Origin of the sequence: Prevotella fusca JCM 17724, assembly GCF_001262015.1 — a bacterium.
In the GTDB taxonomy this organism is placed as follows: Bacteria; Bacteroidota; Bacteroidia; order Bacteroidales; family Bacteroidaceae; genus Prevotella; species Prevotella fusca.
Window position 1 is genome coordinate 230,141 of the sequence record NZ_CP012074.1, and the last position, 24,405, is coordinate 254,545.

The 24,405-nt window shown below is 45.4% G+C and carries 19 protein-coding genes, 1 tRNA gene and 1 pseudogene; 13 read left to right on the forward strand and 8 right to left on the reverse strand.

What is annotated here, in order from left to right; all coding sequences use genetic code 11:
- Positions 1-15: 15 nt before the first annotated feature.
- The 5 genes from ADJ77_RS00910 to ADJ77_RS00930 all read left to right on the forward strand — a co-directional run bounded on the left by ADJ77_RS00910 (position 16) and on the right by ADJ77_RS00930 (position 8,100).
- Positions 16-1,473, forward strand: a complete 1,458-nt coding sequence (locus ADJ77_RS00910) for a hypothetical protein (protein ID WP_050695929.1) — start codon at positions 16-18, stop codon at positions 1,471-1,473.
- A gap of 15 nt (positions 1,474-1,488) precedes the next feature.
- Entirely contained in the window at positions 1,489-2,895 is a 1,407-nt protein-coding gene (locus ADJ77_RS00915; protein WP_050695930.1) for a hypothetical protein, read from the forward strand.
- 441 nt (positions 2,896-3,336) lie between these two features.
- Complete coding sequence (locus ADJ77_RS00920) at positions 3,337-4,416, forward strand: DUF4876 domain-containing protein (RefSeq protein WP_025078043.1); 1,080 nt, start codon at positions 3,337-3,339, stop codon at positions 4,414-4,416.
- Between the two features lie 164 nt (positions 4,417-4,580).
- Entirely contained in the window at positions 4,581-7,178 is a 2,598-nt protein-coding gene (locus tag ADJ77_RS00925; RefSeq protein WP_050695931.1) for a transglutaminase-like domain-containing protein, read from the forward strand.
- A 160-nt stretch (positions 7,179-7,338) separates the two neighbouring features.
- The gene (locus ADJ77_RS00930) at positions 7,339-8,100 is read left to right on the forward strand and encodes a copper homeostasis protein CutC (RefSeq protein WP_025078044.1); all 762 of its coding nucleotides are present in this window, start codon (positions 7,339-7,341) and stop codon (positions 8,098-8,100) included.
- A gap of 641 nt (positions 8,101-8,741) precedes the next feature.
- Here ADJ77_RS00930 and ADJ77_RS00935 read toward each other — a convergent pair.
- Positions 8,742-9,080, reverse strand: a complete 339-nt coding sequence (locus ADJ77_RS00935; protein ID WP_025078045.1) for a MerR family transcriptional regulator — start codon at positions 9,078-9,080, stop codon at positions 8,742-8,744.
- 178 nt (positions 9,081-9,258) lie between these two features.
- Here ADJ77_RS00935 and alaS point away from each other — a divergent pair, with 178 nt between their 5' ends.
- Entirely contained in the window at positions 9,259-11,925 is a 2,667-nt protein-coding gene (gene alaS / locus ADJ77_RS00940; protein ID WP_050695932.1) for an alanine--tRNA ligase, read from the forward strand.
- Positions 11,926-12,166: 241 nt separating this feature from the next.
- Here alaS and ADJ77_RS00945 read toward each other — a convergent pair whose 3' ends face one another.
- Entirely contained in the window at positions 12,167-12,559 is a 393-nt protein-coding gene (locus tag ADJ77_RS00945; protein ID WP_025078046.1) for a rhodanese-like domain-containing protein, read from the reverse strand.
- A 72-nt stretch (positions 12,560-12,631) separates the two neighbouring features.
- Positions 12,632-12,702: transfer RNA gene (locus ADJ77_RS00950), tRNA-Gln, on the reverse strand.
- Between the two features lie 339 nt (positions 12,703-13,041).
- Between ADJ77_RS00950 and rsfS the strand changes: the two genes are divergently transcribed.
- From rsfS to ADJ77_RS00970, 4 genes are all read left to right on the forward strand, one after another.
- On the forward strand, positions 13,042-13,401 hold the full coding sequence (rsfS, locus tag ADJ77_RS00955) for a ribosome silencing factor (protein ID WP_050695933.1): 360 nt from the start codon (positions 13,042-13,044) through the stop codon (positions 13,399-13,401).
- 50 nt (positions 13,402-13,451) lie between these two features.
- Positions 13,452-15,482, forward strand: coding sequence for an ATP-dependent zinc metalloprotease FtsH (ftsH, locus tag ADJ77_RS00960; RefSeq protein WP_025078047.1), 2,031 nt, complete (start codon positions 13,452-13,454; stop codon positions 15,480-15,482).
- Between the two features lie 14 nt (positions 15,483-15,496).
- Positions 15,497-16,363: a phosphatidate cytidylyltransferase gene (locus ADJ77_RS00965; protein ID WP_025078048.1), complete on the forward strand. Its 867-nt coding sequence runs from the start codon at positions 15,497-15,499 to the stop codon at positions 16,361-16,363.
- Positions 16,364-16,450: 87 nt separating this feature from the next.
- Positions 16,451-17,098, forward strand: a complete 648-nt coding sequence (locus ADJ77_RS00970; protein ID WP_025078049.1) for a SprT-like domain-containing protein — start codon at positions 16,451-16,453, stop codon at positions 17,096-17,098.
- Positions 17,099-17,382: 284 nt separating this feature from the next.
- On the opposite strand, the gene ADJ77_RS00975 is transcribed toward ADJ77_RS00970, so the two are convergent.
- From ADJ77_RS00975 to ADJ77_RS01000, 5 genes are all read right to left on the reverse strand, one after another.
- A complete protein-coding gene (locus ADJ77_RS00975; protein ID WP_025078050.1) occupies positions 17,383-18,450 on the reverse strand; it encodes a relaxase/mobilization nuclease domain-containing protein in 1,068 nt (355 codons plus the stop codon).
- Positions 18,434-18,865: a plasmid mobilization protein gene (locus tag ADJ77_RS00980; protein WP_025078051.1), complete on the reverse strand. Its 432-nt coding sequence runs from the start codon at positions 18,863-18,865 to the stop codon at positions 18,434-18,436. Before ADJ77_RS00980 ends, ADJ77_RS00975 begins: the two co-directional genes overlap by 17 nt.
- A gap of 340 nt (positions 18,866-19,205) precedes the next feature.
- Complete coding sequence (locus ADJ77_RS00990; protein ID WP_025078053.1) at positions 19,206-19,694, reverse strand: DUF3408 domain-containing protein; 489 nt, start codon at positions 19,692-19,694, stop codon at positions 19,206-19,208.
- Positions 19,695-19,698: 4 nt separating this feature from the next.
- Positions 19,699-20,679: a toprim domain-containing protein gene (locus ADJ77_RS00995; RefSeq protein WP_025078054.1), complete on the reverse strand. Its 981-nt coding sequence runs from the start codon at positions 20,677-20,679 to the stop codon at positions 19,699-19,701.
- Positions 20,680-20,886: 207 nt separating this feature from the next.
- Entirely contained in the window at positions 20,887-22,242 is a 1,356-nt protein-coding gene (locus ADJ77_RS01000) for a VapE domain-containing protein (protein ID WP_234398078.1), read from the reverse strand.
- Positions 22,243-22,733: 491 nt separating this feature from the next.
- Here ADJ77_RS01000 and ADJ77_RS01005 point away from each other — a divergent pair.
- The 3 genes and pseudogenes from ADJ77_RS01005 to ADJ77_RS01015 all read left to right on the forward strand — a co-directional run bounded on the left by ADJ77_RS01005 (position 22,734) and on the right by ADJ77_RS01015 (position 24,344).
- Positions 22,734-23,025, forward strand: a pseudogene (locus tag ADJ77_RS01005) (helix-turn-helix domain-containing protein).
- Positions 23,022-23,312, forward strand: a complete 291-nt coding sequence (locus ADJ77_RS01010; protein ID WP_007410962.1) for a helix-turn-helix domain-containing protein — start codon at positions 23,022-23,024, stop codon at positions 23,310-23,312. Before ADJ77_RS01005 ends, ADJ77_RS01010 begins: the two are co-directional and overlap by 4 nt.
- A 417-nt stretch (positions 23,313-23,729) precedes the next feature.
- Positions 23,730-24,344, forward strand: coding sequence for a TetR/AcrR family transcriptional regulator (locus ADJ77_RS01015; protein ID WP_025078056.1), 615 nt, complete (start codon positions 23,730-23,732; stop codon positions 24,342-24,344).
- The last annotated feature ends 61 nt before the right edge of the window (positions 24,345-24,405 follow it).

The following is a 24,405-nucleotide window of genomic DNA, read 5'->3' on the forward strand; positions in this document are numbered from 1 at the left end:
TAGCAGAAAAAGAATATGAAACTGAATAAAGATATACGACTTTTACTTGCTACTGCAGCAGTGGGACTTCTCTTCGGAAGCTGCTCTAATGACCAGGTGGACGATTTCTTCAAGAAGATAGTACAGGCTCCTCCTTCATCCATCGAGCGTGATGTGAAGGGACATGAGCAGATTTACGCTGTCCATGCCATCTTGAGAATGGGCTATAAAGGCGGAATGATTGGCGTTGGACCTGACGGAAATGACTCTGTCCGGGCATATAACACCTATCATCTGGTCAGTGGGGAGACATCAATCCCGGTCATGCAGGAGATTGATATTGCCAAGAATGATGAGGGGCAGATGACGATTACGACAGAGCGTGACTGCTTCGACGTGATTGCTTCGGATGATATTTATTACGGATTGGAACTGAAGTATTACGATCAGAATGGTATGCTCATCAATCATCAGTTCTCTGGTTATCCCTTCACGAAGGACAAGGAGGGTTATAATATCCCCGATGAGGACAATGCAACACTGCTTGTTCACCAGCACTTCTTCGGTATTGGCAACGCATCATTGAACAAGGCGGTGGCTGATAGTACCGCTGGCAGACGCGGACAGGAGGTGCGTGGATTGCAAATGGCATACCCGCGCTCGTTGGCTTCAATGCCTACATATTATGACCGATATACTTTCAGAATGAAGGATGGCAACCCTGAACCTGCAACAAAGTTCTCGACGTCCAACATCTATGCGCCTGACGGCTTTGTGTTGGGACAGAATCAGGTGCCGTTTAACAGTGAATTGGCATGGAAAGCCATTGAGGTATCGGGTAAGCCGGAGGCTTTGCAGCCTTATACCTTCGATGGGAAGACCTACCATCTCTTCAAGACAATTGACCAGATGGAGCTGAACAAGATAACACCTGAGGTCTTTACCTACGAGTATCGTGATACTGACCCTGTAGAAGAGGAACTTGGCAAGCTCTTTACAGAGGCTTATAATGACGACTTTACTGACCCCGATACAGAGGCACCACGCCAGCGTTATGGTCACACCGTGGGTTTTCTTCGTCAGAAACGCAGCTTGGATTTCGGCTCTGATATGGACCGTCTGGGTTTCAAGGGTATCATGCAGTTCCATAAGTCAGACATTGCTTTTCAGCTGCAGGTGCGCATCTGCCATATTCTCAACAAGGGGCAGCAGCACGTGGGAGAGTCTGAAAAACCTGCAAAGTACTGCAATACGAACAATAGCGAGCACAGTTTCCTATGGGATTTCAACCAGTTACAACCTGGTTGGGACAGCTTTGATATTGATTATCCGCTGTCTGTTCGTGTCATAGCCAATACCAAAGATGGTGAAGATAAGTGTTTTGAAGATGTCAGGCGGTTCTATCCTGCTGCCGACAAGGCACAGTTATGGCGTATGCTGACACAGCCGCAGGACTTCTTCACACAGTACAGACAGAACGTAGTATTGATGTAAAAATGAATTGGGAAGATGAATAAGATATTCAAGAACATTCTTTTGTTATCCTGTGTTGCCGCACTCTTCGCTTCATGTGACGACTTCGTGTTTGGCAATGTACATGTTGATTATAACGAAAATCCTTTGGAAAGCAAGGGAGTGGCACGTAGTGGCGCTGACCGTTATGTAGATAGTCTGTCGAAGGTGAAAGTGGGTGGAGAGATGAATAACCCTGACCCAGACGGAGCTTTCAATGGCTGGGCAACCTGTCTGGCAATGTTTAAGGAGGGACACTCCCACGGTGACGGTATGATGCACGGTAACTTCGTGTATCAGAACGCCCCATGGAAGCAGGAAGAGTTTGTCATCATTCGCAACAATACGGCAAAATGGCCTGCGGTTGAGGTGCAACGCCAGAGTACGGTGACGCATCTTGAACAGAGTGATGGCAAGACTGGACCTGATTACATCCGCATCATCGGTGGAAAACTGAAACGATGGGGACTCTGTCTCTACTTCTTTGACAAAGAGGGTAAGCTGATGAATGACAACATCCTCGACCACTCGGATGAATATCAGATATTCTTCACTGTAAGTGAGGTGGATGATAAGGGTAATCCATACGAAGTGATGGACTGCCGTGGTACGTGGAAGCCGAACAAGAACAAGTTTGGTGACTGGAAGAAGGGAGGTACAGTGGACACGACACCTGTTCCTTCTCCCTTCTTTGCCAATAAGACAACATGGAAGGAGCGTGCTGAACTGACCCCGAAGATATTTGAATACACCTATCGTGATACGTGGATTCATAATGCAATGGCGGATGGTGCACGTGAGTTGTTCAACCAACGTCTTCTCCCACCGCTCACTCGTGAGGATGCTGACTGGGCTGTTGCGCCTTACGACCAGGATCGTGTAGGACTGAAGGGGCATTTCAACTTCGACATTGAAGCCGATGAGAACGATGCGCTTCATCAAGAGTGGCCGTTGGAGATTACACGCCGTCTGGACCCAGCAACAGGTGAAGCGGGTCGTTACACTCGTCCCTCTTATCTCTTGCCAAAGTTCTATCTGTCAATAAGAGTGATGAAATGCCCGAAAGGAAAGAAGGCATTGATACCGAAGGATGAGTATCTGAACCGCCATTCAACCTACGTCTTCCGCAGTCCGTTCATCTGTTCTGAGGCTTATAACCCGGATGAACCGAAGGAGTATGGTGCAGACTCGGAATGGAAGGAGCTTTTCCGCTTCAATATTCCTATCAAGGTATTCTGCAGCAGTTTTGATACTGACCCTACCACCATCGATCCGAATGACCCGCTTTATTTCTATATGGGACATGAAATAGGTCTGTCACCACTTGATGCCATGGAAGCTGCACAGAATGTTCAGACACATGGTATCGGTGGAGGTTCTGGTTTCGGCAACTGGTTCTTGTAACATTGGCAGGGGAGAGGACGGACTATGGCTTTGGATTTATCACTACGCCTGTAACAAGCGTATAATTCCATCGTGATGGAAGTTCCTCCCACTGTGCGGGAATTGTATAAACATAAAAAGAATATTGTTGTCTGATAAAACTTAAAATAGCATACCCTCCCATGCTCTTTCAAACAGATAACATCGTATCTTTTAGTAGTACAGCTCTTTTCTGACAATAAGCTGCTCCCATACTGACAACAGATTGCAGCGTGTTCAGCACCCAACACCATTGGTGTTTACCGCCAACACAACATGTGATAGGCGTCAGCACATCGGTAAAAGATGGGAAGAGAGGTTTATTGTCATGGTCATTATGATCATACATTGTGAAAGACAATGATGGCGAGCTTATATGAGAAACGTTTTATCAGGCACAAATTTTAAAAAAGAATATAACAAATGAGACGAAAGAAGATAACAGCAATCCTGCTCTTCGGACTGATGCTTTTAAGTCTGAACAGCTGTACACGTAACGAAATGCCGGTGAAGCAGTCTACTTCCAAGACAAAGTTAGACCACTTGATTATCAAGGAGGTGTTCTATGTCGGGCATTATTGGTATCGTGATGTGAAGGAGTGGGGGATGAAGAACTTGAACCAGATGTACAATGACGACCAGTATATCGCTATCTACAATCCTACGGACGAGGTGAAGTATCTTGACGGACTGGCTTTGTGTGTCAATGCCATTGAGCCGAGCAAAGCCATTCAGTTTGCACCGAAGGATGATTTTGTCAACCGTTACTATGGTGCTTCAGGCATCTCTTACTTTCCCGGCAAGGGCAATGACTATCCTGTAAATCCCGGACAAACCATTATTGTGGCAAAGTATGCTATCGATCACAAGGCACAGTTTGAGTCGGAACTTGAGGGCGAGGACTTGAGTAAGTATGGTGGTCTGGCTGCTTTCCTTGACTTGAGCAAGGCTGATTTTGAGTGGACGAATATTAACTATGATGCTGGTAGGAAGAACAACCCGAACGTTCCCGATATGAATGCTATCCTCACATCTACGGACAGTAAGGGCAACGTCGGACCGTCTTATGAGTTCTCCAATGTGTCGGAAAGCAATGGTATAGCCCTGATAAAGCTGCCATGGACAGCTGAGGAGTTCAAGAAGAATTATGCTGACACGAAGGATGGTAAAGGATATTTGCATTATATCACCGTCACGAGCAGCGCATTCGGCGACTTCTATGCGATAGAGATACCCTTTGCAAACGTGATAGACTGCATTACCATCTGTCCTCGTCGTATGTTCCAGATGCGTCCGAGCAAGTTGGACAGAGGTTATAACGCCGTTACGGATGTTTCTTTCTCCAGTCTGAAACAGAGCGATTATCCCATCTCTTCCGGGCTTGCATTAGTGAGAAGGTGGGACGGAAAGAAGTTTGTGGATGACAATAATACCACTGCCGACTTTGAAGTAAAGGTCGCTTCGCTGTCAAGAAAGGACAGTAAGGGAAATGCTATAAAGTAGTAATGATGTAAAACAGCCCCTCCTCTTCCTCGATGGAAGGGGAGGGGCTGCTCCATGTATTTCTCACTTTCTATGAAAAACATTTGCATATCTTGTTTTTTTTTACGAATATTGCAAACGTAAATTAGCGGCTGATGAAAGTCGCATAAACTAAAAACAAATCTATGAATAAAATCTTATTGAGTCTGTTTCTTGCTGCTGTCAGCCTTTCGAGCTATGCACAGCACTTTATTACAGACCCTAATTTCAGACAGAAAGTAGAAACTGCATTCCAAGCCAAGATGAAGGTTATTGGCAAGAAGTTCTATAACACGAAGGGACTTCGGGTGTCTCCTGAGGAAGAGGAAGCCTTACGCTTCTTGTATGCTTATATGCCTATCGCCGACGCAACGGACTATCCAACCGCATATCATCTTAAAAATATACGTACCGCCTTGCGCACAAGGAAGTCTATGGCATGGGGAAAGGATGTCCCAGAATTGCTTTTCAGACATTTCGTTCTGCCTATGCGTGTGAACAACGAACCGCTCGATAGCTCACGTGCAATCTTCTATCGTGAACTGAGCGAGCGTGTAAAAGGTCTTCCTATGAAGGAGGCCATCCTTGAGGTAAACCACTGGTGCCATGAGCGTGTTACCTACGAGCCTTCTGATGCTCGTACTTCTTCACCACTGCAGTCTATCCGCACGGGTCGTGGACGTTGTGGAGAGGAGAGTACCTTTACGGTAGCAGCTCTCCGTTCTATCGGTATCCCAGCCCGTCAGGTCTATACACCTCGCTGGGCACATACGGACGATAACCATGCTTGGGTTGAGGCTTGGGCGGATGGCAAATGGTATTTTATTGGTGCCTGCGAGCCTGAACCAGTGCTTAACCTTGCTTGGTTCAATGAGCCTGCATCACGTGCTATGCTGATGCACACACGTGCCTTTGGTGACTACGAGGGTCCTGAGGAGGTGATGTTACGTACAAACAACTTCACCGAAATTAACCTTATTGATAACTATGGTAGTACGTCAAAGATTGATTTCAAGATAGTTGATAAGGATGGTAAGCCTGCCGACAATGCAAAGGTAGACTTCAAAATCTATAACTATGCCGAGTTCTATACCGCTGTATCTAAGTACACTGGCGAGGATGGTACGACCTTCCTCTCTGCTGGTAAGGGTGATATGATTGTTTGGGCATCCAAGGACGAGCAGTTTGGCTTTGCCAAGGCTACCTTTGGAAAGGACAAGTCGATTACCATCAAACTGGAATATAACGAGAAGAACGTACCAAAGGAGGCAGATCTCGACATCGTTCCACCTGCTCAGAACTCCACATTACCTGCCGTTACCAAGGCACAGCGTGATGAGAACACACGTCGGTTGACTTACGAGGATTCAATCCGTCATGCTTACATCGCTACTTTTCCTACGACAGAGAGTATGAAGGATTATCGTTACCCAGAGGCTACATCTTATATTGTCAAGGCACGTGGTAACTGGAAGACTATCAAGGCTTTTGTGGAGAAGTATGCAAATCAGCAGGAACGTGCCATCCAGTTGCTCAGTACTTTGAGCGACAAGGACCTTCGTGATATGCCAATGGAAATCTTGGAGGATAACATGAAGGCAAAGAGTAGCCAACTCTCTCCACGTGTTGAGAGCGAGATGATTCTCACGCCGTTCAAACAATTCTTTGAAAAAGCCTTTGCCAAAGAGGCTGCCAGCTTCCGTAAGAACCCAGCCTTATTGGTAGATTGGATTAAGAAGAATATCCGCATGAACCCCGATAGTCGTGCAATGAGAATCCCACAGACGCCAAGAAGTGTTTGGGAAAGCAGGATTACCGACAGCCGCAGCCGTGATATCTTCTTCGTAGATGTTGCCCGCAGCTTGGGGATTGAGGCACGTATGGACTTTGTGGCATGGAAGATTCAATATAAGCAGGATGGCAAATGGGTGGATGTTGACTTTGACGCAGCAGCACAGCAGACTGCCAAGACTGGTAAGTTGGTACTGACTTTCACTCCTGATGGCTTCCTTGATGACCCTAAGTATTATAGCCATTTCTCTATCAGTAAGATTGTTTGCGGACAGACCTGGCTGATGAACTTTGACGAAGGACAGGTTGACATGGGTGGCGGTGCTACCTGGTCGAATACCTTTAAGAATGGTGCTACACTTGACGAGGGTACTTATATCCTCGTGACTGGTCAGCGTATGGCTGATGGTAGTGTACTTGCACACAGCCGTTTCTTCCAGATCGAACCTGATAAGACTACTACGCTGCCGCTTGATATCCGTCAGGAGAGCGAAGGGGTGAAGGTGATTGGTAGCTTCAACAGCGAGGACTTGTTTGACAAAGACGGTCAGAGCGTTTCTATCTTGAGCCAGACAGGACGCGGCTATTATGTTCTCGGTGTATTGGGTATTGGACAGGAACCAACCAATCATGCACTGCACGACATTGAGAAGATGAAGGACAAGCTCGACAAGTGGGGTCGTCCTTTCGTTCTGCTCTTCAAGAATGAGGCAGAAGCTAAGAAGTTCCAGGCACAGAAGGGTGAGTTCCCTAACCTGCCGGAAAAGACCATCTTCGGTATTGATAAGGACGGAACAATTCAGCAGGAGATTGCAAAAGAAATGAAACTGCGCAATACGGAACAGTTGCCAATCTTCATTATCGCTGATACCTTTAACCGCATTGTTTTCCTTTCTCAGGGATATACAATCGGATTGGGTGAGCAACTCGTAAAAACAAGTAGTAAACTTTAAATAAAGAGGGAGGGGAGTTAAGGAGTGAAAGGGAGTTAAGACAACACTATCTGTTAGTGTGATATATGATCGTTTATTGTCTGATATATTACATTATATAAAAGTATTGTCTTAAGTCCCTTTCACTCCTTAACTCCTATAATTCCTCAAATAATCCAATATGAACCGAACTGATTTTGAGATAGAGGTATGTGCCAACAGCGTTGAAAGCTGCATCGAAGCACAGAATGGTGGGGCTAATCGCGTAGAGCTTTGCATGGGAATTCCAGAAGGTGGCACCACTCCATCTTATGGTGAGATAAAAATGGCGAGAGAAGTGTTGAAGGAAACACGTCTACATGTCATCATCCGGAACCGTGGAGGTGACTTCCTTTATACCGAACAAGAGCTTCAACGCATGGCTATGGATATTGATCTTTGCCGTGAGATGGGTGTGGATGGCGTTGTCTTTGGCTGTCTTACTGCCGATGGTGACATTGATTTGAAAGGCAATGAATATCTGATGTCTCACGCAAAAGGAATGAGCGTCACCTTCCATCGTGCCTTTGACCGCTGTCGTGAACCAGAGAAAGCCTTGGAACAGCTCATCACTCTTGGCTTTGAAAGAATACTTACTTCGGGGCAGCAGCCCACTGCTGAGGAAGGTATCCCCTTGCTTCAGCGATTGAACCAATTGTCAAACGGTCGTATAAAGATTATGGCTGGCTGTGGAGTGAACGAAAAGAACATCGCTCGCATACGCCAAGAGACAAGCGTTCCCGCCTTCCACTTCTCTGCTCGTGAACCACAAGCAAGTCGTATGACCTTCTCCAATCCTTCTGTCTATATGGGTGCTGAGGGCGCAGATGAAGACACAATTATGCTGACAACTGAGCGAAGAGTAAGAAAAACAATTGATGCATTGATGGGAAAGATGGCGTGAGAGAAATACTCATGTACTGGAAATAAGTTTGAAAACAGTTACACCAATAGTCTTAGGGCATCCAGCTCTTTGGTGCTTTGTACGCAACTCATGTTGTGCTCATTGCCTGCACGGGACGTGCGGATGAGTAGCACAATATGTGCTGACGATTTGGAGTCATGCTTTTAATACGCTTATTCCTCTAAATGATATGAGGTTCTCTACCCCTCTGGTAGATACATGGAGCTTGGGGAGTATTAGTACAGAAAAAAGAACTGATAAGTGTGAGGCTATAGGCTGCATTTCTTACAGGGTCTTTTCTTTCGTGTGTTGCTTTATTGATATATTGAAACCTTAGTAAATGTTTTCTGCGTGAGAAAAAGATTCTTCTTGTGACAAGATGACCCAAAAAGGGTTGTTATTCTGTCTTGAAGTGCAAATTGGAGTGTGGGGCTATTTGGATATAATTTAGAAGTTACCGTCACTGCTGTCACAGTAAATCATGCTGTAAGTAGCTTATTGTAAGTGTTTTGTTGAAAGTGTTAAAAGTGACAGCAACTGAAAACAAAAATAAAACAGGGGAATTAAGGAAACGAAAACGCTCACGATAAATATAAAAAAGAGTGCGTTTTCTGTTGTCTTATTCTTGCAGCTAATCCCTCTTATACCAATCCGTCCAACTGTTTCTTGAGGTCTTTCAGCTGGTCACGTACAGAGAAGAGGGTTTCCATAACCTTCTGGCTCTTGTCAGCACCGCTTCTATTCTCCTGCAACATTTTGCGAGCTGCAGCAATCTTGAAGCCACGCACCTTGACGAGGTTGTAAATAACCTTTATCTGCTCAATATCCTTCTCCGTATATTGGCGTACACGGTTGCCCGTCGTCTTAGGACGAAGGTGTGGAAACTCGGTCTCCCAGTATCTCAACAGACTCTCCGTAACGTTAATCTGCTGTGCCACTTCCTTGATAGAATAATACAGTTTATGCGGATTCTCTGCCATGTCTTAGTAACTTTTATATCAATTATTTACACAAACTCGGTGCTGAACAGGAAGACTATGTCCACCTCTAAAAGAAGTTTTTACGTATTCAGCAGCCTAATTGTTTGCAAAAATACTCAAAAGTCAGTATCTTTGCAACTCTTTTAGGTAGAAAAATTGAATTAAAAATAAAATAAAGATGATGACAGCAAACGAAATCCGCGACTCATACTTAAAGTTCTTTGAGTCGAAGGGACATGTTATCGTACCGTCTGCCCCTATGGTTATCAAGGACGACCCTACGCTGATGTTCACTAATGCTGGTATGAACCAGTGGAAAGATATTATCCTTGGAACAAAGGAACCAGACCCTCGCCGCCGTTCTGACTCGCAGAAGTGCCTGCGTGTCAGTGGTAAGCACAACGACTTGGAAGAGGTGGGACGCGATGCAGCTCTCAGCCACCACACTATGTTTGAGATGTTGGGTAACTGGAGCTTCGGTGATTATTTCAAGGAAGGAGCGATTGATTATGCATACGAATACCTCGTTGACGTTCTCCATCTCGATCCAAAAGACCTTTATGTAACGGTTTTTGAGGGTGATGAGGCTGAGGGAATCTCACGTGATGACGAGGCAGCAGGCTACTGGGAGAAGCATTTCCCGAAGAACCATATTGTCAACGGAAACAAGCACGATAACTTCTGGGAGATGGGTGATACGGGTCCTTGCGGTCCTTGTTCAGAGATTCATATCGACTTCCGTTCAGAGGAAGAGAAGGCAAAGGTGCCTGGTGAGGAACTTGTAAACAAAGATCACCCACAGGTTATTGAAATCTGGAACATCGTGTTCATGCAGTTCAACCGTAAGGCTGACGGCAGTCTTGACCCGTTGAAGATGCATGTTATAGATACAGGTATGGGCTTTGAGCGTCTCGTTCGTCTCATGCAGGGCAAGAATTCCAACTATGATACGGACATCTTTGCACCTGTCATTGCCGAGATTGAGCGTATCTCTGGAAAGAAGTATAACCACACCTTCCCGGAGGGTGTTAATGGTGAGGGTGTCAACGAAGAACAGAAAGTGGATATTGCCATGCGTGTTGTTGCTGATCACCTGCGTGCAGTTGCTTTCTCCATTGCTGACGGTCAGCTTCCAGGCAATGCCAAGGCTGGTTACGTTATTCGTCGAATCCTTCGCCGTGCCGTGCGTTATGCTTATACCTTTCTCGGTCAGAAGGAAGCCTTTATGTTCAAGTTGCTTAACGTATTGGTACATGAGATGGGTGCTGCCTATCCTGAACTCACCGCACAGCGTGAGCTGATTGGCCGTGTGATGAAGGAAGAGGAAGATTCATTCCTCCGTACATTGGAAAAGGGTATCATGCTGCTTAATGGCGCGATGGACGAACTGAAGGCACATGGCAAGACTGAACTCGACGGTAAGGAGGCTTTCCGCCTTTTCGATACCTACGGTTTCCCACTCGACTTGACAGAGCTTATCTGTGCAGAGAATGGTTATACCGTTGATGAGAAGCAGTTCGACGAGGAGATGGCACAGCAGAAGGCACGTGCCCGCAATGCTGCTGCTGTTGAGAATGGCGACTGGGAAGTGCTGCGTGAAGGCGAACAGGAGTTTGTTGGCTATGACTATACAGAATACGAGTGCCACATCCTTCGCTACCGTAAGGTGACACAGAAGAAAAATAGTTTCTATGAACTTGTACTCGACCATACACCTTTCTACGGTGAAATGGGTGGACAGGTAGGCGATCAGGGTGTGCTCGTCAGCGAGGAAGAGACCGTGAACGTCATTGATACCAAGCGTGAGAACAATCAGAATGTACACATCGTTAAGGAACTTCCAAAGAACCTTGAGGCAGACTTCATGGCTTGTGTAGACACAGACAAGCGTGATGCTTCAGCAGCGAACCACACAGCAACCCACCTTCTCGACTATGCGCTGAAACAGGTTCTTGGTGAGCATGCAGAGCAGAAGGGTTCGTATGTAAGTCCTGATACCCTCCGTTTTGATGTTTCTCACTTCCAGAAGATTATAGATGAGGAACTCCGTCAGGTTGAAAGACTCGTTAATGAGATGATTCGTAAGGACTATCCAATGGACGAGCATCGTGATACTCCGATGGAGGAAGCTAAGAAGATGGGTGCAGTAGCCCTTTTCGGCGAGAAGTATGGCGACAAGGTTCGTGTTGTTCGCTTCGGTCCAAGCTGTGAGTTCTGTGGTGGTATTCATGCCACATCAACAGGTCGTATCGGTTTCTTCAAGATTGTTGGTGAGAGCAGTGTGGCTGCTGGTGTACGCCGTATTGAGGCTATGACTGGTGAAACCTGCGAAAACGCTATCTATGTTCTTGAAGATACTTTGCGCGACTTGAAGGCAATGTTCAACAATGCCAAGGATCTCAAGGCAGTCCTTGCAAAGTTTGTTGAAGAGAATGATAGTATTAAGAAGGAGCTTGAGAGCTTCCGTTCTCAGGCTGTCAGCCGTGCTGCAAAGTCGTTGGTAGAGCGTGTTGAGACTGTCAATGGTGTGAACGTTGTAAAGGCTGTATTGCCTGTTGATCCAGCATCGGCAAAGGATATCGTCTTCAAGGTACGTGAGGCATTGCCAGAGAAGCTCGTTTGCGTGCTTGGTTCCGTACATGACGAGCGTCCTCTGCTGTCAATTATGCTCAGCGATGATATGGTAAAAGATCACGACTTGAATGCGGGTAAGGTTATCCGTGAGGCTGCCAAGCTCATCAAGGGTGGCGGGGGCGGTCAGCCACACTATGCTCAGGCAGGTGGTAAGGATGCTGAAGGCATTAGAGCAGCAGTAGATAAAGTGATTGAATTGATCAGCTTGTAAGATGATTAGATATAAAGGAGAAGGAGAGCGGTGAGCTCTCCTTCTTTTTTTGTTCATTTGTTTATTGCAAGTTGTTTTCATGAAGAAAAACATTTCTGCTCATGAAAATAAATGTTTCTCTTCATGAAAAGAAATATTTATCCTCATAAGAAGAAATACACAAAAGTGTGCTTCTGTACGGAATAGAATACATTAAAGGAATTTTATCCACGCATTAAACTCACGCCGAAAGCTGCCTGTTTTATTCCTTCACGGTCTTTTTATCCGCCTTTGTCCAGGCAATGATGCCACCCAAAAGATTAGTGACCGTAAAACCCTCCTGTGCAAGCAGTGAAGCAGCCATGGCAGAACGTTTCCCCGAACGACAATAAACAGCGCAAGGACGGTTCTTGTCAAGCTGTGAAAGAGCCTTTGCAAGAAAGGTTGAATCCAATACGTTGATATTTAATGAACCAGAGATATGTCCTTCGGCATACTCATCCGCTCTACGGACATCGAGTAACTGAACAGAGTCAGACTTGATAATCTGCTCGAAACGATTGACATCGGCGTTATCATAAACATTCTGCGCCGTGGTACCCATGCTTATTCCAAATACTGCCAAAATGGCTGTAATTAACTTTACGACCTTCATTCCAATATTTTTTCTTGTTTATTTAAAGCTATAAAACAAAAAAGAGAGTTGAAAATCAACTCTCCTTCTTTGTTGGGATACCCGGATTCGAACCAGGAATGACAGGACCAGAATCTGTAGTGTTACCATTACACCATATCCCAATAGTCTTACAACTCGTTTCCGAATTGCGAGTGCAAAGGTAGTACTTTTTCTTGAACCACCAAAACTTCTACCGTTTTTTTTCACAAAAACCTGTAAAAACTTTCTGAAGGAACGTTTCTCATCAGTCTTATCGCCCTAAAACGGCTAATTTTCACAAACAGAATACAGCAAAACGAACAAGCCACATCAGCTGAGCAAGGTAATAAAGCGAATATATCCTATAAGCCCCGTGAAACCTGTGGGTCGAAACAACACAAATTGCTAAATAAAACAAAATTTATTTTGTGCTTCATTCCTTTTACGCTACCTTTGCACCTCATATATTATAATGTAATTTAATGGAAGAGACAAAGAAATTAGTAGAGCTGGTTACAAAGGGAATTCAAGATAAAAAAGGACATGGCATAGTTATTGCAGACCTGTCGGAGATCGATGGTACTATCTGCCGCTATTTCGTTATCTGTCAGGGAAACTCCTCACAACAGGTAGAAGCCATTGCCGAATCAGTGGGCGACTATGTTCGTGAAACTATCGGCGAGAAGCCTATCAACTGTGTAGGACTTGGCAATGCCCAGTGGGTGGCAATTGATTATGCGGACGTTATCGTCCACATCTTCCTCCCTGAGACACGTCAGTTTTATGACATAGAACACCTTTGGGAAGATGCCAAATTGACCTATCTGCCAGATATAGACTGATGCAGTGACCTGGTAATCTACCTTTTCATATCAAAAATTCAGACTTCAATATGGACAATTCAAAACCCAACAACAAGCCGAATATGCCGAAATTCAATATGAATTGGCTCTACATATTCGTAATCATTGCCCTCGGAGTAGTATTCTTTGCCGGGGGGAATGGACTTATGGCGTCAAGCGCAGGTATAGACAAGGACTATACCACATTCAAGCAATACATTGCCAAAGGGTATGCCACGAAGGTCGTTGTCAACAGAAGCGACAACACGCTCCGCATGTATGTCAGCCCCGACCACATACGTGACATCTTCAAACAGGGCACCCAGGAAGTGGGCAAGTCTCCTTATGTCACCGTAGAGATTGGTTCTGTTGATAAAGTTGAGACCTTTCTCGACCAGGCTGTAGCCCAGAAGAAAATCGCCAGCTACAGTTATGAGAACAAGTCAGGTAACACTTTCCTTGACATTCTTGGCTCAATCGCACCATGGATATTCTTCTTCGGCATCTGGTACTTCCTTATGCGCCGCATGAGTGGTGGTGCCGGAGGCGGCGGAGGTGTGTTCAGTGTGGGCAAGTCCAAGGCAAAGCTGTATGAGAAAGCTAACGAAATGGGCATTACCTTCAAAGACGTTGCCGGGCAGACTGGTGCAAAGCAGGAGGTACAAGAGATTGTTGAGTTCTTGAAGAATCCAAAGAAATATACCGATCTTGGTGGTAAGATTCCCAAGGGAGCACTGCTTGTCGGACCTCCGGGAACAGGTAAGACCCTTCTGGCAAAGGCTGTTGCAGGTGAGGCGGCTGTACCATTCTTCTCCATGAGCGGCTCAGACTTCGTTGAAATGTTCGTCGGTGTCGGTGCCAGCCGCGTGCGTGATGTATTCCATCAGGCTAAGGAGAAGTCACCTTGTATCATCTTCATTGATGAGATTGATGCCGTTGGCCGTGCCCGTTCAAAGAACCCTGCAATGGGCGGAAATGACGAGCGTGAGAATACACTCAACGCCCTTCTGACCGAGATGGACGGCTTCGGAACAAACTCTGGTGTCATCGTTCTTGCAGCAACGAACCGTGTTGATATGCTCGACAAGGCACTTCTTCGTGCCGGACGTTTCGACCGTCAGATACATGTTGACCTGCCTGACCTGCCTGAACGTAAGGAGATATTCCTCGTCCACATGCGCAATCTGAAGCTGGAGAAGAACCTCGACATCGACCTCCTCGCTCGTCAGACACCGGGCTTCTCAGGTGCTGATATTGCCAATGTATGTAACGAAGCTGCCCTCATCGCAGCCCGTCATGACAGCACAGAGGTGACAAAACAGGACTTCCTTGACGCTGTTGACCGTATTATCGGCGGTCTGGAAAAGAAGACAAAGATATTGACAGCTGACGAGAAGCGCACCATTGCCCTTCATGAAGCAGGTCACGCAACCATCAGCTGGTTCTGCGAGCATGCTCACCCATTGGTTAAGGTGAGCATCGTACCACGTGGACAGGCACTCGGTGCAGCATGGTATCTGCCAGAAGAGCGTCCTATCACGACCAAGGAACAGATGCTTGACGAGATGTGTTCACTGCTTGGTGGACGTGCTGCAGAAGAACTCTTCACAGGTCATATCTCAACAGGTGCTATCAACGACCTTGAGCGTGCGACCAAGAGTGCATATGGAATGATTGCCTACGCAGGTATGAGTGAGAAGTTGCCAAACATCTGCTATTACAACAATGATGAGTATAACTTCCAGAAGCCATACTCTGATACGACTGCCAAGACCATCGACGAGGAAGTCCTGAACATGATTAACGGACAGTATGAGCGTGCGAAGCAGATTCTGACCGAGAACAAAGAGGGGCATAACCGTCTGGCACAGCTACTCGTTGAGCGTGAGGTAATCATGGCAGAAGACGTTGAGAAGATATTCGGCAAGCGTCCGTGGGTCAGCCGTACACAGGAATTACTGGAGCAAGAAGAGAAGTCTCAGCCCAAACTGGAGGACATGCCAGAGGAGGTTAAGCAGGCACAAGCAGAGCACGAAGCAAGAATCGCTAAAGAAGGCAGCGACAAGGTCAGTGATTTATAATCAAACGTACAGTTATGAGTGATAAACTAAAGAATCTGATTATCAGAGCTATCACAGGCGTATTCTTCGTCACGGTGATGGTGTTGGGCATCCTTCACCCTCACGGACTGATTGCTCTTTTCGCACTCATCACGGGTCTTTCCATCTGGGAATACACCGGATTGGTGAACAACATCAAGGGCGTAAAGGTCAACCGCTTCATCTCAACCATTGCAGGAGTCTATTTCTTCCTGTCGGTTGCAGGGCTGCGCCTGACACCGGTTGAGGGTTTCGTTGTCTTTGTTCCCTACATCCTGACAATTCTCTACCTCTTGGTTTCAGAACTGTACCTGAAGAATGAGAACCCTGTCAACAGCTGGGCATACACGATGTTGGGACAGATGTATATCGCACTGCCTTTCTCAATGATTAACGTATTGGCTTTCCAGCAGGTTGAAGCAGGACAGGCAACCTTTGACTTCCTCCTTCCGTTGAGTATCTTCATCTTCCTATGGACCAACGATACAGGTGCTTATCTCTGCGGTTCACTACTCGGAAAGCATAAGCTCTTCCCACGTATCAGTCCGAAGAAGAGTTGGGAAGGAAGCATCGGCGGTGGCATTCTCGTTCTGATTGTGGCTGGTGTCATCGGCTACTTTGCAAACATCGGGGCTACACCTCACATGCTAAGCATCCCTGCATGGGTAGGCTTGGGGCTCGTCGTAGTAGTCTTCGGAACATGGGGCGACCTTGTAGAGAGTCTTCTCAAGCGTACGCTCGGAGTCAAGGACAGTGGTAATATCCTGCCGGGACATGGTGGCATGCTCGACCGTTTCGACTCATCACTCTTAGCAATACCAGCAGCTGTCGTGTATCTCTATACACTGACGCTCTTCAATTAAACTCTAACAAAAAGAAATAACAGACGTGTAGGGACAGACGGGGACGTCTGTCCCTATATTGTTTATAATACCTGCCATATCCTGACAATGAACGCAGAACTCACCACAGACTATCTCCAACAGGCTTTTGAGCATTACAATGCCCTCATATTTGAAGGCAAACTGCCCGTACCTAAGCTGAAATGGTCACGTGCCAAGACCCGTTTGGGGCAGATGGCGTGCAAAAGAAAGACAAGCTGGGGACGTACAAAGTTCTATGACTACACCATTTCCGTCTCCAACTATTACAAACTGACGACAGAAGAGATAGATGATGTGCTCATCCACGAGATGATACACTACTCTATAGCCTATACAGGACTGAAAGACACATCAGCACATGGCATTGTCTTTCGTGGTATGATGGACAAGATTAACCGTACTTTCGGCAGACACATCACCATCTCTGTGCGCACACGCAACCTGCAGCCGCGCATGGCACAACAGCCCAAAGACTATCTCATACTGGCTTTAGAGATGAAAGACGGTAAGTATTATCTCTCTTCCGTCAATCCCTCTGCAGCCCGAAAGATAGCAACCTCCCTTGCCCGCACCCGTGAAATAGCACATTACGTATGGTATCAGTCACAGGATGAATACTTCCACGGCATGCCTCGTGTACGCTCTCTGCGTGGCAAACGAGTATCTGCAGAGGTCTACGAAACGATAATCGGAAAGATGAAACTACTAAAATAAAAGCCTGATAGAAGCCTAAAAACGAATTATTTTCACTCTCTGAGATAATTTTCAAAACGTATCTAATTGAAAATAAAGAAGTTACCTTGTTGCATAAACTAAACAGGTAACGATTTGGAAACGAGCGAACTGCTTTTAGTCGCGGGTTTCTGCATTAACAAAGAACGCTTGTTATTCTATTTGCAAAGATAATCATTTGCTTTGAATAACAAGCGTTTTTGATGAAGATTTCTCTCTTTTGCTTTGTCTTCGTTTTGGGGAAAGACAGGGATAACGAAAAGTGGTTACAATCCTCTTCCTCTTTTCTTCTTTTTCTTGGCTTGGTTTCTGAGCCTGTGTTGCCATGCTGTCTCGGCATAATCATCACGGTGTGTCTGTGGGCTGATTAACCCACCTGCTCCGGAAATGATTTCTTCGGCTGCATTTATGGCAGTACTTGCCACATTACCTACGGCTTGTGCAATAGATGAATTTTCATTTGTGTTGGCAGGTGACGTATAGGAGCGGCTGGGAGGAACAAGTTGATAACCTGTATCGGATTGAATTTTGTTCTTTGCCAGCTCATCTGCCATTGTCGTGGCTTTCTTTGGTTCTGTCTTGTTACTTATCTCAAAATTCTTCTGCAAGGAACGGTAACCGAATTCCCTGCCGATTTCAGATGCCTTGAAAGTCTGGCTGTCGTATGCGAACTTCAATCCATATATCTTTCCCTGTTTGTTCTTTAAGCGTTCAATGGTTACACCACTCTTGCTAAGGTCGTAGAGGAACATCGAATGCCCTGTGATGCCTGTGCCTTTGTACCTATCAAGTAAAGCATAGCATATCTTCTGTACCTGCTGCTTTGTTTGTTCTCTTGTTGGGATAGCTTTTATCTTTTTGTGTGTCCTTTCCGTCTTGACTTCCTTTGCGATGGTCATACCATACTTGCGGCTGAGTTCCTCTGCAACCCTTGCTGCCTTGTTACTCACAAAGGTAGTGTCATAAACGTTGCCATACAGACTAATGCGATTGGCGATGATATGGATATGCATATTGTCGGTGTCTTTATGTGTAACCGCCACCCATTGATGGTTGGCAAGTCCCATGCGTATTGCAAAGTTTGACGCAAGGTTACGGACGGATGCAAGACTCAATCTTTTCTCGTCCTGTGGTGCTATGCCGATTTCGATACGCAGGAACTTGTTTCTGCACCATGTGTTGTAATCGCTGACCATCTTCATTTCCTCGTAAATTTCCTTTGGCGTAGTGCCGCAGAGATTGTGAAAGAGAAGCGTTTTTCCGAGTTTTCCCTCTCTGAAAATATACTCCAGTGCATTACTGCCATGTGCTATTGCTTTACATTTTCCTATCATTCTCCATCAGATTTAAGAGTTTAATTGCCCTTTCCTCAATACGGTATTTGGAATTAAAGAAACGTTTAAAAGTTTCCCTTGCCAGATAGGAAAGGCTTTGGGTAATCAGTACCCACGTATCATCCTTTACCTTGATAAGGTTGGAAATATGCATAAAGAAGTAGGCAGTTCGTCTCAACACCTCTATGGCTTCCTTTTCATTGTCCGTCATCTTAGGAACAGAAATAACTTCTCCACTAAGAAGCATCTCGCGGCAGTAATCAGAGAACTTCCGTCCTGTGCTTTCTGCCTTTGATTTAATTCGTTGCTTTTCCTCTAAGGTGCATCTTACCTTGATGAACTCCGTCTTGTTCATCCGCTGTTCTTTCTTCTCCTGTTGCTGCCATCGGGCAGTCTTTCTGTTGTTTCTGTTCATATAAAAGTCCTCTTTTCGTTATTTCTTAATTTCTGATGGCTGACCGATGAGAACGGAGTGATTACGGTCTAATCTCCCCGATAATCGAATGAGGGGAGCAAGCGCAGTTTGTGGGTACAAACTGACGTCTTGCAATGCTACCCAATATGCCGTTTACACATAAAGTATTTTTCTGCTTGAAAACGAATGCACTGCATTCTGTGTTTAACTGCGTTCGTGGCATTCCCTCCGTTCTGCATGTTCAGTAAATTGGCATTATCGTATTCTCTAAAAAAGGACGTGGGTTCTGAGTGAAAGAGACGTCTCTTTTCAGTAAAACCCTCGACCCTTTTCGTGCGGTTTACAGCTTTCTCCATTTCTCTATGTCCTCACCGTATTCCTCCAAATGAATGCGCACGATATTCTCCACAAAACTTGAAAGGTTGCTGCCCCTGTCGCCCAGTCTGCGGACGATGAAGTCTGCACGCTCCTGTGTCGCCTTGCTCAGATAAACCGCCTTTCGGTCGTTCAATTTGGACGGAACAAGGAACGCCTGTTTGTAGGCTTCGAGCGTTCCCCGTCTCATCTTGGCACTGATGCGCCGTTGAATGGTTGCATTCTCTGTCTGCAGTGTAGGTTCGGATGGCTCGGAAGCTATTACTTCTCGGCAATCTGTTTCTTTTGATGGCGCTTTTGCCTGTGGTTGTTCTTCCACCTCGTCTTCTGTATCTCCCAAGTAGTATGTAAGACTTTTCCTTTCTGTTCTTTCATTACTTTCCTGTCTGTTCATGTTGAACGCTTCTTTTATGGATTGGTCTATCTCCTCTCTGCTTGCTTTCATCTTTTTCATTGCTCTATCGTATTTTTAGTTTGACTTGTTTTACCTTATTGCTTGTTTTGGGTGTTTTCTCCAACTTTTTCTGTTGCTCATGAACACGGCTGACATGATACTCGTTGAGGTCTTTGAAGTTCCCGTAATGTACAGATATATCTTCTACCTTAAAACCTGCCTTTATCAGCTCCTGTGTTGCTCTCCGCCCTGCGTCGTCGTTATCAAGGAAAATACGGATAGAAGATACTTGCTGGTTGTTCAGATAGCTGATACTTCTTCCTATGTTGCTCACAGAGTTCAACACAAGGCAGCGGTTATTCACTTTTTCTTTTATTGAAAGGAAAGAGAGAAAGTCCATAAACCCCTCGAACAGACAGACGGGCTGTGGCTTATTCTCAAATATCGGGGTTATATCTTTTGGGGCTACCGTTCCTTTGAACGTCTTGTCGTTCCGAAGTTCATAGCCGCCGGAGAGGTTGGCAAAGCCAATGGCTTCGTATCTTCTTCCTCTTACCTCATAGCTGATGGATTTGAGAAAGGGCAATGCCTTTTCCAAGTTGATGCAGCGCACCTTTGTAAGATACTCCTGCAAATGTGACGGTAAGGTGTCTGATACATCTATCAGTATCCTTGCCCCGTTTGCCATTTCCTCTTTTGGTAGTCTGATACTGCCATTGCTGCTGTATACCTTCTCTTTTGAGAGTACGGCATTGTTGCACGCTGTATCAAAGGAAGTGGTCTGCCCCAAACGGCAGATGGCTTCCGACAGCGTGCAGTCCTCCAAAAGCATACAAAGGTCGATGATGCTTCCACCTCTGCCTTCGGCATAGTCTATCCAAAGGTTCTTCTCTGTGTCCACCTTGAAACTCGGATGTGTTTCTTCACGAAGTGGTGAACGGTACAGGGCATAGGCAGGTGTCCTGCGTATAGGATTGATGCCTTTCCTTTCAAGATACGCCACAATGGGGTATCGCTTGATAAGTGATAAATCTTCTTCTTTCATTGTCATAAACTTTAAATGGTTGGATAATTCTTATTTGAATAATAATGGTTGGTTTGAATGATATTTGAATGCCGTTTGAATGAAATCCTCTTTTCTAAAGTTTTCCCCTCCAAACTTTTTTACCTTTCTTCTTACTACATACTATTTTAATATAAGTAATTGATAATCAGCAATAATTAGTAGTATGTGGAGATACTACACACTCTACTACATCTGGCTACTACAAGTTTGAATGAGTGGACATGGCAAGATTTTTCTAATCTTGTAGACATAGATGGGATTCCCACCGTTTCTTCGCTTACTCACCTTTATATATCCTGCTTTCTTCAAGGCTTCTCCCATACGTTTGGCAAGAAGTGGCTGGTGGGTATAAATACCCAAATAGGTGAGTATCTCCGTAGTGGTCATTAACAAATAGTTTTCGTCCTCCATTGGCTTCTCAAAACAACGCAGCAAGAGTTCCATTTCCGCTGTCTGTACTTGAAAGTCCTCGCTCTCCCGATACAGTTCGGCTATCTCGTCATCGTCAAACCAATAGCGGAAGCCTGACCTTAACAGGGCTTTGGCTTCTGTATAGACTTTATCCATCGAAATAGCCTTTGCTCTTTCTATGTCAATGGAGAGTACCTCAAAAGGCAAAAAACGTCTGCTGCCTGTCGGGTCTGTAAGGAAGTCGTTGCCATTCACCGATGCCACGAAGCTCGCCAAGTGAGGATGTTCCTCCACATATTTGTCATAGGGCATGCGATATTTAACCATCGGACAGGTAATGAGGTTTTTTAGTTCGTTTTCGTCCCATTTGTTGAGGGCTTTGAGCTGGTCGTCAATGTTTACGATAAGGTTCTGCCCGATATAGGTAAGTGTGTCCTTCTCCTGCGGATATATCTTGCCCGTATAACTGTAACCGTGCAATGCCGGTGGACAGAGCAAGTCAAGGAAGGTCGTCTTGAACTTGCCCTGCTCGCCTGTCAGCACAAGACAGGTATGGTTACGGCACTCGCGGTCGTCCATTGCATTGTCAACCACTGCCACAAGCCATTTGGTGAGATACGGCAGCCACTTGTCAGAGTTGCGCACGGCAACACAGCTTGCCAAATCGGGAATAGCCTTCAATGAAAAGGAAGAAGGAACGATACTACCATTGCAACCACCACAGCTATTATCATCGCCTATATCTATCATCGGCAATCCCTTGAAATACTCCTGTATGGGATTGATGCGTGGAGAGAAACTGCTCTCAATGATAGAGTATAGATTATCGGAAGAAGTAACAATACCGACATCGTTGTCAAGTTCCCTGCGGAGCGTGTTGATTTCATAACGACCGACCTTTGAGAAGTGAGCATCGTTCTTGTCACGATATTCGGTTCTTCCCAACACCGTATTGTATCTGAACTCATAATAGGAGGATAGATAGGTTTCTATCTCTGCGTTTTTGGACGAGCTACTCTTGCGATTGTGATTTCGCCTGTCGTTTATATTGCCTGCATCTGCTTCTCTTTTCATTATTCCCTTGAATTGGTTGCCAAGAGTGAAGTTAGGGTGAGAATGCGTAACTTCCAAGCATTCAGAAACTTCTTACATAATGTTGCATCCGTCTGCTGCTAAATTCTTAGGGAAGCAAGTCAAAAAGAAGAGCATTTATCGCCTCATTAAGCAAAAATCGGATAGTCAGAAGAAAAGGTTGGCTGGAATATCGATGTCGTTGTTTGCTTTCATATGCAGTCGTTTGCTTTGATTATCTTGTTAGCCTCATTTGGGTAGTAACGAGAATATCAATCTGTCTCTTTTGTCCCAGTCATAGCGCCACAAGCTGCCAGTTGAATGAAAAGTGATGGAATAAGAAATGTCCTATCTTAATTTTGCAATGAAAGAAAAACATAGGGGGCAGGAAAACGCAAACGCGAACTGATGAAGTGGATTGCTCTTTTTCTTATTGTTCCCGATACTTCCCTGCTATTCCCTGCTGCTTTGAGAGGCCTACATACACCATTATCTTTGCCGATGGAAACAGGAAAAACTAGAAACAACAAACAATAAAACAAGATAAGATTATGAACTATTACATCATTACAGAAACCCAATTGGGCAAAGCTGCGAGATGAAATCTTGAGCCTTGCAGAATGTTGCCACAAAGCATTCGGAGAAAAGAGCAAACACACCGACTGGCTGCACAACGGAGATGTGTGTAGGCTGTTGGACATCAGCAAGCGCACCTTGCAGCATTACCACGATACGGGCGTGCTGCCGTTTACGCAAATCGGGCACAAGTGCTATTACAGGCGTGAGGATGTGGAACAGCTGCTCCTTGCAAGAACAGACAAACCTAAAAACAACAGTATATGATGGAAATGGCAAAAGATTTGAACATGGAGAGCGATGAGATGCAGCTGGTTGTCTCGGCACTAAGAGGTGTGAAAAAAAGAATTGTGGAAGTGGCAGAAACGCACAAGCCGATCTTTTCCGGAGAACTTTTCCTTACGGGTAAGGAAGTGTGCGAGCGGCTGTATATCAGTCCCCGTACCTTGCAGGACTATCGCGACCGAAAGGTTATCCCCTACACGCAGATTGCAGGGAAAATCCTCTATAAGGCTTCGGATTTGGAAAAGATGTTGGAGGAGAATTATAAGTGAGGGGATTGATTTTATATAACTGAAAATCTTCATATTCTATTTCACAATATGAGACCTCTGCAAAACCTCATATAGATAGCGAAATCATAAATATAACTCATTGATTATCAATAGTAGCTTTTAGGTGTAAAAAGACTTTTGCAGAGGTCTCAATATGTTGTTTGACTTATAAAATAAATTTAGACATTCAACACATATAAGTGTTTATTGCAAAATACTTATTTTTGGGTATTGCGGTGTTTTTATATCTTTACTACTTTTGCAAAATAAACATTGCAGTTATGCGAATACACAATATTTATATAGTAAGAGCGCAAATAGGCTCGTTCAATAAATCGCACCGTTCGATTACGAAACGGTGCGATTTTTTATGAACAAAACAGAACTTGGTTCATTATTTAAAGTTTTCATAGGCGTATGCAGACACTGAAAGACGACATTCGGCAGCGTATCGTTGCCGTAGCGCGCGAGGAATTCATCGCTCACGGCGCACGCAGCACGTCTATCCGCACGGTGGCGCGGCGTGCAGGCATTGCTGCGGGCAACGTGTACAACTACTTCCGCAGCAAGGACGAGCTGTTCTGCGAGGTGTTGCGGCCACTGCTCAACGAGCTGAACCGCTACATTCTGTCGCACAACGAGGAGCGGCACCTTAGCATAGAGGTGTTCGACGCACTCGATTTTCAGAACGAATACATCGGCGCAATGAAGCGAATGGTGAGGCTTTACCGCCTCGAGCTGCGCCTGTTGCTGTTCAATGCCGAAGGCACATCGCTTGCAGGGTACAAGGAGAGAATAGCCGAGCACCAGCTGAAAGCTGGTAAGGAATACCTGCGACTGATGAAAGCGCGCTATCCGCACATCAACATCGACATATCGCCCTTCTTCCTGCACATTGCGAGTTCTATGTGGGTGAACATCTTCTGCGAACTTGTGGAGCACGAGGAGTACGACGAAAGCGAGGTGAACCGTGCGCTCGAGCAGTATGCCGCTTACAGTATGGCAGGGTGGAGAGAACTGATGAAACCGTAGAAATAACAACCTTTTAACATATATAGAAGAAGATGATAAGAATACTGAAACGCTTAGGACG